The following is an 8,296-nucleotide window of genomic DNA, read 5'->3' as shown; positions in this document are numbered from 1 at the left end:
GAACATTTATCGAAGCCACCCAAGACAAGCGGGAACGGGCCGTGCGGATGAAGTTATCCGCCGTTGAGGCCGTTGTTCGCGGTAAGAATGTCGTCCTCGTCGACGACTCCTTGGTCCGAGGAACAACTTGTCGCTACATCGTCCGGATGCTCAAAGAAGCAGGCGCTAAGTCAGTCCACGTTCGGATTGCCAGCCCAATCTTCAAGTACCCAGCCTTTTATGGAATCGATGTTCAAACCCGGGCCGAATTGATGGGGAACAACCATACCTTAGAAGAAATGACCGACTTGATTGAAGCCGACTCATTGGCCTTCTTGAGTAACCCGGCCTTGGTTGAGGCCATTGGTCTGCGGATGCCAAATGGTAAGCCTGGTTTGACGACTGCTTACTTCTCCGGACACTATCCAAGTCCAATTTATGACTACAGCCCCGAAATGGCCGAAGCCGCTGCCAGTGGGGAAGTAACCTTTGATGAAGAACCAACCAGTCTTTACCAACCGGAAAATCCGGCCGAAGACAGCCAAGAACCGTTAGTAAAAGGAGCAATCTAATGGCAAAAGAGCCCAATGCTTATGAAGCCGCGGGAGTTGATATTGCAGCTGGAAACCAAGCCGTTGATTTGATGGCTGCTGCTGTCCAAAAGACCTATACCCCCAATGTCTTGAATGGCTTGGGCGGTTTTGGTTCGGTTTACGCCCTCGATGCTGGTTTGAAAGAACCGGTCTTGATTAGTGGGACCGATGGAGTGGGCACGAAAGTGCTTTTGGCAATTGCTGCCAACCGCCATGACACGATTGGCCAGGACCTGGTTGGGATGGTCGTGAACGACATCTTGGCCCAGGGGGCTAAGCCAGCCTTTATGCTCGACTACTTGGCGGTGGATAAGATGCGCCCCCAAGTCGCGGCCGAAATCGTGACCGGAATTGCCCAAGCCGCCCAAGAAGCGCAATTGGCCCTCGTTGGTGGTGAAAGTGCCGAATTACCCGGTCTCTATGAAAAGGACCACTATGACTTGGCCGCCTTTGCTGTCGGTGTTGCCGAGAAGAGTCGCCTGCTAACGGCCGACCAGGTTAAAGCTGGAGATGTCTTGATTGGCTTGCCTTCTTCGGGTATCCATTCTAATGGGTACTCCTTGGTCCGCCACGTCTTAGGTTTGCAGGATGATGCCCAGGCCTTTAACGACCTGGACCAGGACTTGCAAGACCAAATTTTGGCGCCAACCAAGTTGTACACGAAGGCCGTTTGGCCTCTAGTTGAAGCCGAACTCTTGCATTCAGCCGCCCACATTACCGGTGGTGGCCTCGTCGAAAACCTGCCACGAGCCTTACCGGCCGGTCTGCAGGCCCAAATCGAATGGGGAACTTGGCCAATCTTGCCAATCTTCCAGACCCTCCAGGCCGCTGGTGACTTGGCTTTGGCCGATATGTTGTTGACCTTTAATAACGGAATCGGCATGGTTTTGGTCGTTGACCAGGCCAAGGCCGACCAGGTCTTCGACCTGTTGGCCCAAAACAATGAACCCGCCTATCGAATTGGGGAAATTGTACCGGCCCAAAGTGACCGCGAAGATGTTTTCTTCACTGGGGAGGCGCCATGGCCAGCTCAATAGGCACAGAAAAAGTTCGCTTGGCCGTCTTTGCTTCGGGAACGGGAACGAATTTTACCGCCCTGCAAGAGGCCATTGCGGACCAAGACTTAGCGGCTGAAATTGCCGTCGTCGTCGTCGACCATCAGGATGCGCCGGTCATTGACCGGGCTGCCCAGTGGGGGATTCCGGTTTTCAAGATTCGTTACCGGGACTACGAGACCAAGGCGGAAGCCGAAGCTGCCATCGTCAAAGAATTACAAGACCGGCAGGTTGACGGGATTTTGTTGGCCGGCTATATGCGGATTTTAACCGAAACCCTGCTAACAGCCTTTCCACAAAAGATTGTTAATTTGCACCCGGCCTTACTACCGAAATTTCCTGGCCGTCATAGTATCGAAGACGCCTATGAAGCCGGTGTCAGTGAAACCGGAGTGACGGTTCACTTTATTGATAACGGGATTGATACCGGTCCGGCGATTGCCCAAGTGGCGGTGCCCCGGTACCCAGATGATTCATTAGCAGATTTAACCGAGCGAATCCACGCGACTGAACATAAGTTGTATCCACAAGTACTAGCAGAATTAGTTGATAAGGGAGTATTTTTCAAATGAAACGGGCTTTGTTGAGTGTCTCAGATAAAACGAACTTGGTGCCTTTTGCCAAGCAATTGATTGACCTTGGATTTGAATTGGTTTCCACTGGTGGAACCCACAAGGCCTTGGCCGCTGCGGATTTGCCAGTCATCGGGATTGAAGATGTGACTGAATTTCCAGAAATGCTCGACGGTCGGGTGAAGACTTTGCACCCCCGTGTTCACGGTGCCCTCTTGGCCCGCCGGGACTTGCCAGAACACATGGCAACTTTAAAGGAACACAACATTACCCCAATCGACATGGTGGTTGTTAATTTGTACCCCTTCAAGGAAACCATTTTGAAGCCCGACGTGACCGACGCAGATGCGATTGAAAACATCGATATCGGGGGACCCTCAATGTTGCGGTCAGCTGCCAAGAACTTTGTGGCTGTCTTGCCAGTTGTTGACCCCAGCGATTACGATGCCGTGATTGCCCACTTGAAAAATCAAGACGACGACCAGGCCTTCCGTCGCCAGTTGGCAACCAAGGTTTTCCAACACACCGCTGCCTACGACGCCTTGATTGCCTCATACTTGACTGAAAAAGAATTTCCCGACCAATTGACCATTTCTGGTCAAAAGTTTGATGATATGCGCTACGGTGAAAACCCCGACCAAAAGGCCGCCGTTTACCAAAGTGCCTTGCCTGAAAAATATTCCGTTTTGAACGCTGATATCCTCCACGGGAAGCAATTGTCTTATAACAACATCCGCGACGTCGATGCCGCTTTGCGGATTATCGCCGAATACGATCAAACCACGGTTGTGACGGTTAAGCACATGAACCCAGCCGGAATTGGCCAGGGTGAAACCATCGAAGCCGCTTGGGACCAAGCCTTCGCTGCCGATGATATTTCGATCTTTGGTGGAATTGTCGCCTTGAACCGCGAGGTTGATTTGGCCACGGCTGAAAAGATGCATGCCATCTTCTTGGAAATTATCATTGCTCCAAGCTTTACGGCAGAGGCCTATGACGTTTTGGCCAAGAAGAAGAATTTGCGCTTGTTGACCTTGCCATTTACGACTAAGGTACCCAACCAGGTTGAAGTGACCTCTGTCCTTGGTGGCTTTGTGGCCCAGGACCGCGACTTGTTGAGCGAAACGGAAGCTGACTTCCAAGTTGTTTCCCAGGCTCAGCCAACGGCCGAACAACTCCGCGCCATGGTCTTTGCGCAAAAGGCTGTTAAGCACACCAAGTCGAATGCCATCGTTGTGGCCCGTGATGGCCAAACCTTAGGGGTTGGTGCCGGTCAACCGAACCGAATTGACTCTGTTAAGATGTCAATCCAAAAGGCTGCAGTTAAGCCTGGCTTCGACCAAGCCGTTTTGGCTTCCGATGCCTTCTTCCCAATGGATGATTCCGTTGCCTACGCTGCCGAAAATGGCATCAAGGCCATTGTTGAACCCGGTGGATCAATCAAGGATAAGGATTCAATTGCCAAGGCCGATGAACTCGGCGTGGTCCTTGTCTTCTCAGGTCGTCGTCACTTTAAGCACTAAAATCAAGGGGAATTTGGCATGGCTAAGGTATTAGTAATTGGTTCTGGCGCCCGCGAACATGCGCTAGCGCAAACATTTTTAAAGAGTCCCCAGGTCGACCAGGTTTTGGTGGCCCCCGGCAACGATGGGATGACGGATACGGATTTGGTCCGCTTACCAATTGCCGCCACTGATATCCCGGCCTTATTGGCTGCTGCTGCCGACCAGGGAGTTGATTTGACCTTTGTCGGGAATGAAGACCCCCTGATTGACGGAATTGTGGATGCTTTTCAAGCTGCTGGTCTGACCATCTTTGGCCCTAGTGCGGCCGCGGCCCAATTAGAAGGGTCAAAGACCTTTGCCAAGGAAATTTTGACCAGCCATGGCATTCCAACGGCCCAAGCCGTGACGGTAACCAGTCAGGCAGAAGCCCAGGCGGCCCTAGCCAACTTCGACTGGCCAACGGTCTTCAAGCTTGATGGTCTGGCCCTTGGTAAGGGTGTCACGATTATTGAAGACCAGTCCGCTGCGGATGAATACCTGCAAAGCCTCTACCACCAGAATCCAAGTGCTAAATTGGTGATTGAAGAATACCTGAATGGGGTTGAGTTTTCCATCTTTTCTTTGGTTGGTCACGATGGCCAGGTTGTTCACGTGCCCTTTGCCCAAGATCATAAGCGCCGTTATGACCACGACCGTGGTCCCAATACCGGGGGGATGGGGGCCTATAGTCCCTTGGCCTGGCTCCAACCGGCCGAAGGCCAACGGGCCATTGCGGAATTAGTCGACCCACTCTTGGCGGCCATGAGTGACCGCGGGACACCCTTCGTCGGTGTCTTGTATACTGGGGTAATGTTGACGGCAGCTGGACCCAAGGTGATTGAATTTAACGTCCGTTTTGGTGATCCGGAGGCCCAGGTGGTCTTGCCGCAATTAGAGTCCGATTTCTACCAAGTCTTGGTTGATTTGTTAGCTGGTCAGCACCCAGTCGCCAAGTGGCAGACGGATGCGGTATACTTGGGAGTAGTACTGGCAGCGCCGGGCTATCCACAAGCCCCCGAAAAGGGTGGACAAGTACCAGCCGCCGCTGACCTGCAACCGGCCTGGGTTAACTATGCTGGCGTTAAGGCAACGGAGACCGGCTTAATTGCCAACGGTGGCCGAGTGGCGACGGTTGTTGGGACCGGTCGGGATACCCAGACTGCGCAAGAGACACTTTATAAGATTTTAAATCAACACCATGGTGACCTAGTGTACCGCCATGATATTGGTCACTGGGCCGTTGATTTGACGAAAGAATAAGGATGGTGCCGATGAAAACAGACATTCAAATTGCTCAAGAAGCGACAGTGGAACCAATCAGCCTGATTGCCGAAAAGGCGGGGCTACAAGCCCATGAAATCGAGCCTTATGGTTATGACAAAGCCAAGATTAAGCTTGATCTTAAAGTTGACCGTAAGGCCGACCTAGGAAAATTAATCTTGGTGACGTCGATTAATCCGACCCCAGCTGGGGAAGGAAAGTCGACGGTGACCGTTGGTTTGGCCGATGCCTTGAATTTGGCTGGCCAAAAAACCATGATTGCCCTCCGCGAACCCTCATTGGGTCCCGTGATGGGGATGAAGGGTGGGGCGACCGGTGGTGGTTACGCCCAGGTTGTCCCAATGGCTGACATTAACCTCCACTTCACTGGTGATTTCCATGCCTTAACATCGGCCCATAACACCCTGGCGGCCGCCTTAGATAACAGTATTTACCAAGGTAACCCCCTAAAAATTGATCCTCGCCGTGTTTTGTGGAAGCGGGTTTTAGATATTAACGACCGGGCCCTCCGTCACACGACCATTGGTCTGGGTGGACCGACTTCCGGTGTTCCCCGTGAGGATGGCTTTGACATCACGGTGGCTTCTGAATTAATGGCCATCTTGACCCTTTCAACGGACTTACAGGACTTGAAGCACCGAATTGAAAAGATTGTTGTTGCTTATAACTACGACAAGGAACCGGTAACGGTCCTTGATTTGGGTGTCGCCGGTGCTTTGACGGTCTTGTTGAAGGATGCCATTAAGCCAAACTTGGTCCAGACATTGGCCCATACGCCAGCGATTATTCATGGTGGTCCCTTTGCCAACATTGCCCAGGGAACGAACTCGGTTTTGGCCACGAAGACGGCCTTGAAATTGGCTGACTACGTTGTGACCGAGGCCGGCTTTGGTGCCGACTTAGGTGGTGAAAAGTTTATGGACATCAAGGTCCCTCGCTTAGGCAAGGTGCCCGATGCCGTTGTGATTGTCGCCACTGTCCGTGCCTTGAAGCACCACGGGGGCGTGGCCCTCGCCGACTTGAACGAGGAAAACTTGGACGCCTTGGCGGCCGGGTTGGAAAACTTGGGTCAAAACATCAAAGCCATGCAACGGTATGGCCGTCCGGTCATTGTTGCCGTTAACCGCTTTACGGCCGATACCGAAGCTGAAATCGACCTGGTGAAAGACTTTGTTAAAGCCCAGGGTTCTCAGGCCTACTTGGCTGATGTTTGGGCCCAGGGTGGCGCCGGGGCCACTGATTTAGCCCAGGCAGTTTTGGCTGAAATTGCAACGACCGATGCTGACTTCCAGCCGCTTTACACCGAAGACGCACCGGCCCTCGATAAACTCCAAGCGATTGTGACCGAGATTTATGGTGGTGGGTCGGTCGAATTGGCCCCCAAGGCCCAGAAGCAGTTAGCTGACTTTGCCAAGTACGGTTGGGATAAGTTGCCCATCGTGATGGCGAAGACCCAGTATTCCTTGTCGGATGACGCCAAGAAATTAGGGGCACCCAAGGACTTTACCATTCACATCCGTGAATTTGTTCCGAAGTTGGGTGCTGGCTTCCTGGTCGCGATGACCGGATCAATCTTGACCATGCCGGGTCTGCCAAAGCACCCAGCTGCCTTAGATATTGATATTGATGAAAACGGCCAAATTACTGGTCTCTTCTAAATGAAAATGAAAAATCCACTTGCTTAGGCAAGTGGATTTTTTCGTGTGGTTAATTTATTGGACCTGGTTGATGGGCCGAACGACAATGTCGTTCAAGGCTGTGTCGGCTGGCATAGCAATCGCCTGGCTGACGATTGTCGCAATCCGTTCAGCGGGGATAGCAAATTGGTCGTAGAACTGCTGTGAAGCTTCCCGGCGGGCTGGGTCGGTCATGTGCGATACCAGTTCGGATTGGACGGCACCGGGGTAAATGGTTGTCACGCGAACGTTATGTCCGGCCTGAGCTTCTTCTTCGCGGAGGCTTTCCGAAATGGCTTTGACACCCCACTTGGTGGCGGAGTAAACCGCTCCACCAACGTGAGAGTAGAGGCTGGCAACTGAGCCTAAATTAATCAGGTGACCGGTGTTTTGTTCGTGGAAGATTGGTTGGGCCGCCGCAATCCCATACAAGGTCCCCCGTAAATTCACATCAATCATCCGGTTCCAGTCGTCGACCTTTGCATCGATTAAGAGGGAGTGGGGCATCAGACCGGCGTTGTTAATCCAAACATCAATCCGGCCAAATTCGGTCAAAGCCGTTTGCGCTAAGGCTTGGACTTCCTCCAAGCTGGTGACATCGACTTGGCGGTAGGCGGCTTGACCACCAGTGGCTTCAACTTCATTTTTAATTTGGGCTAACTTGTCGGTCCGTCGGGCACCGAGAACCACGGGGTGCCCCTGGCTGGCTAACTCTTTGGCAATCGCTTCCCCAATGCCTGATGAGGCTCCGGTAATAACAATAACTTTCTTTTCTTCCATTAGTTTTCTCCTTGTGTGTTTTGATCAAAGTAGGCTAACTTTTCTTCTTCATAACCGATCATGTGGTCGTCGAAATTATCGATTTTATAAGTTAGGTAGTTGAGGGTTTGTTGGATTTCTTCTTGCTGACGTTTGATCTCGGTGGCTTGGTCGATTAAAATTTGTTTGCGCCGGGTCCGGTCAACGGAAGCCCGATAGTCATCAATGAAGACTTTGAGCTTTTGGATTTCCATCCCGGCCTTGCGCAGGGCCTTGACGTAGAAGACCCAATTAAGGTCGCGGTCTTGGTAGTCCCGGTAGCCACTGGCATTGCGGGCAATCGGGGGTAGGAGGCCGATTTTCTCCCAATACCTCAGCGTGGCGGTCGGGACGTCGCATTTTTGACTGACGGTTTCGATTTTCATGGTCTGAATCCTCCGATTGGCTGCAGTAACCTGGTCAAATGAACTCGCTATCGGTCTAGGACCTGGTTTACCGAGCCATTACCTGTAGTATAAACTTTAAAGCGCACTTCAAGGCAAGCGACTACCAATAAAATAATTAAGGGAGGAGTAAAGGGGAAATAAATGAACTTATATGAAAGAAAATCATAAAAGCGATAGTGAGAATGATTATTATAAAAATTAAATAAAATAAGTGTTGACTAATCAAAATCTCATGTTATACTTATTTTATCATCTTAACAAAACGAAGCGAAAAGGAAGGTAATGACCATGATGAACACTCAAATGACTCAAACTCAAATTACTAACCCACAATTCGCGTTGTTGAGCAGCTTGCTATAGCCCTAGTAAGTTGATTTTTAGTTGTCAGCTA

General features: G+C 51.4%; 8 protein-coding genes. 6 read left to right on the top strand and 2 right to left on the bottom strand.

All coding sequences use genetic code 11. The features are described from left to right. The 6 genes from AOQ29_RS07850 to AOQ29_RS02110 all read left to right on the top strand — a co-directional run. The coding region (locus AOQ29_RS07850) for a phosphoribosyltransferase family protein (protein WP_275936569.1) at positions 1-551 on the top strand (551 nt) is incomplete at its 5' end. Further along, positions 551-1,609, top strand: a complete 1,059-nt coding sequence (purM, locus tag AOQ29_RS02130) for a phosphoribosylformylglycinamidine cyclo-ligase (RefSeq protein WP_061992905.1) — start codon at positions 551-553, stop codon at positions 1,607-1,609. The genes AOQ29_RS07850 and purM, both read left to right, overlap by 1 nt. Then, complete coding sequence (gene purN, locus AOQ29_RS02125) at positions 1,594-2,199, top strand: phosphoribosylglycinamide formyltransferase (RefSeq protein ID WP_061992904.1); 606 nt, start codon at positions 1,594-1,596, stop codon at positions 2,197-2,199. Before purM ends, purN begins: the two co-directional genes overlap by 16 nt. Continuing rightward, positions 2,196-3,722 (top strand): bifunctional phosphoribosylaminoimidazolecarboxamide formyltransferase/IMP cyclohydrolase, encoded by a 1,527-nt coding sequence (gene purH / locus AOQ29_RS02120; protein WP_061992903.1) that lies wholly within the window; start codon positions 2,196-2,198, stop codon positions 3,720-3,722. Before purN ends, purH begins: the two co-directional genes overlap by 4 nt. 18 nt (positions 3,723-3,740) lie before the next feature. After that, positions 3,741-5,003 (top strand): phosphoribosylamine--glycine ligase, encoded by a 1,263-nt coding sequence (purD, locus tag AOQ29_RS02115; RefSeq protein ID WP_061992902.1) that lies wholly within the window; start codon positions 3,741-3,743, stop codon positions 5,001-5,003. Positions 5,004-5,014: 11 nt separating this feature from the next. Continuing rightward, complete coding sequence (locus tag AOQ29_RS02110; RefSeq protein WP_061992901.1) at positions 5,015-6,682, top strand: formate--tetrahydrofolate ligase; 1,668 nt, start codon at positions 5,015-5,017, stop codon at positions 6,680-6,682. A gap of 54 nt (positions 6,683-6,736) precedes the next feature. Here the strand turns inward: AOQ29_RS02110 and AOQ29_RS02105 are convergent, their stop codons facing one another. Next, the gene (locus AOQ29_RS02105) at positions 6,737-7,480 is read right to left on the bottom strand and encodes an SDR family oxidoreductase (protein ID WP_061992900.1); all 744 of its coding nucleotides are present in this window, start codon (positions 7,478-7,480) and stop codon (positions 6,737-6,739) included. Continuing rightward, positions 7,480-7,884 carry a MerR family transcriptional regulator gene (locus AOQ29_RS02100; RefSeq protein ID WP_061992899.1) on the bottom strand — a complete coding sequence of 135 codons (405 nt, stop codon included), beginning with the start codon at positions 7,882-7,884 and terminating at the stop codon, positions 7,480-7,482. The genes AOQ29_RS02105 and AOQ29_RS02100 overlap by 1 nt, the downstream gene beginning before the upstream one ends. Positions 7,885-8,296 lie beyond the last annotated feature (412 nt).

This window comes from Fructobacillus ficulneus (genome assembly GCF_001047075.2).
GTDB lineage: Bacteria > Bacillota > Bacilli > Lactobacillales > Lactobacillaceae > Fructobacillus > Fructobacillus ficulneus.
The sequence above is the reverse complement of the archived record's forward strand: the minus strand, read 5'-3'. Positions and strand labels throughout refer to the sequence as shown.

Bases quoted from the DNA above. Each gene is read 5' to 3' on its own strand.
- purM (WP_061992905.1), top strand. From the start codon at position 551: ATGGCAAAAGAGCCCAATGCTTATGAAGCCGCGGGAGTTGATATTGCA.
- purN (WP_061992904.1), top strand. From the start codon at position 1,594: ATGGCCAGCTCAATAGGCACAGAAAAAGTTCGCTTGGCCGTCTTTGCT.
- purH (WP_061992903.1), top strand. From the start codon at position 2,196: ATGAAACGGGCTTTGTTGAGTGTCTCAGATAAAACGAACTTGGTGCCT.
- purD (WP_061992902.1), top strand. From the start codon at position 3,741: ATGGCTAAGGTATTAGTAATTGGTTCTGGCGCCCGCGAACATGCGCTA.
- AOQ29_RS02110 (WP_061992901.1), top strand. From the start codon at position 5,015: ATGAAAACAGACATTCAAATTGCTCAAGAAGCGACAGTGGAACCAATC.
- AOQ29_RS02105 (WP_061992900.1), bottom strand. From the start codon at position 7,480: ATGGAAGAAAAGAAAGTTATTGTTATTACCGGAGCCTCATCAGGCATT.
- AOQ29_RS02100 (WP_061992899.1), bottom strand. From the start codon at position 7,884: ATGAAAATCGAAACCGTCAGTCAAAAATGCGACGTCCCGACCGCCACG.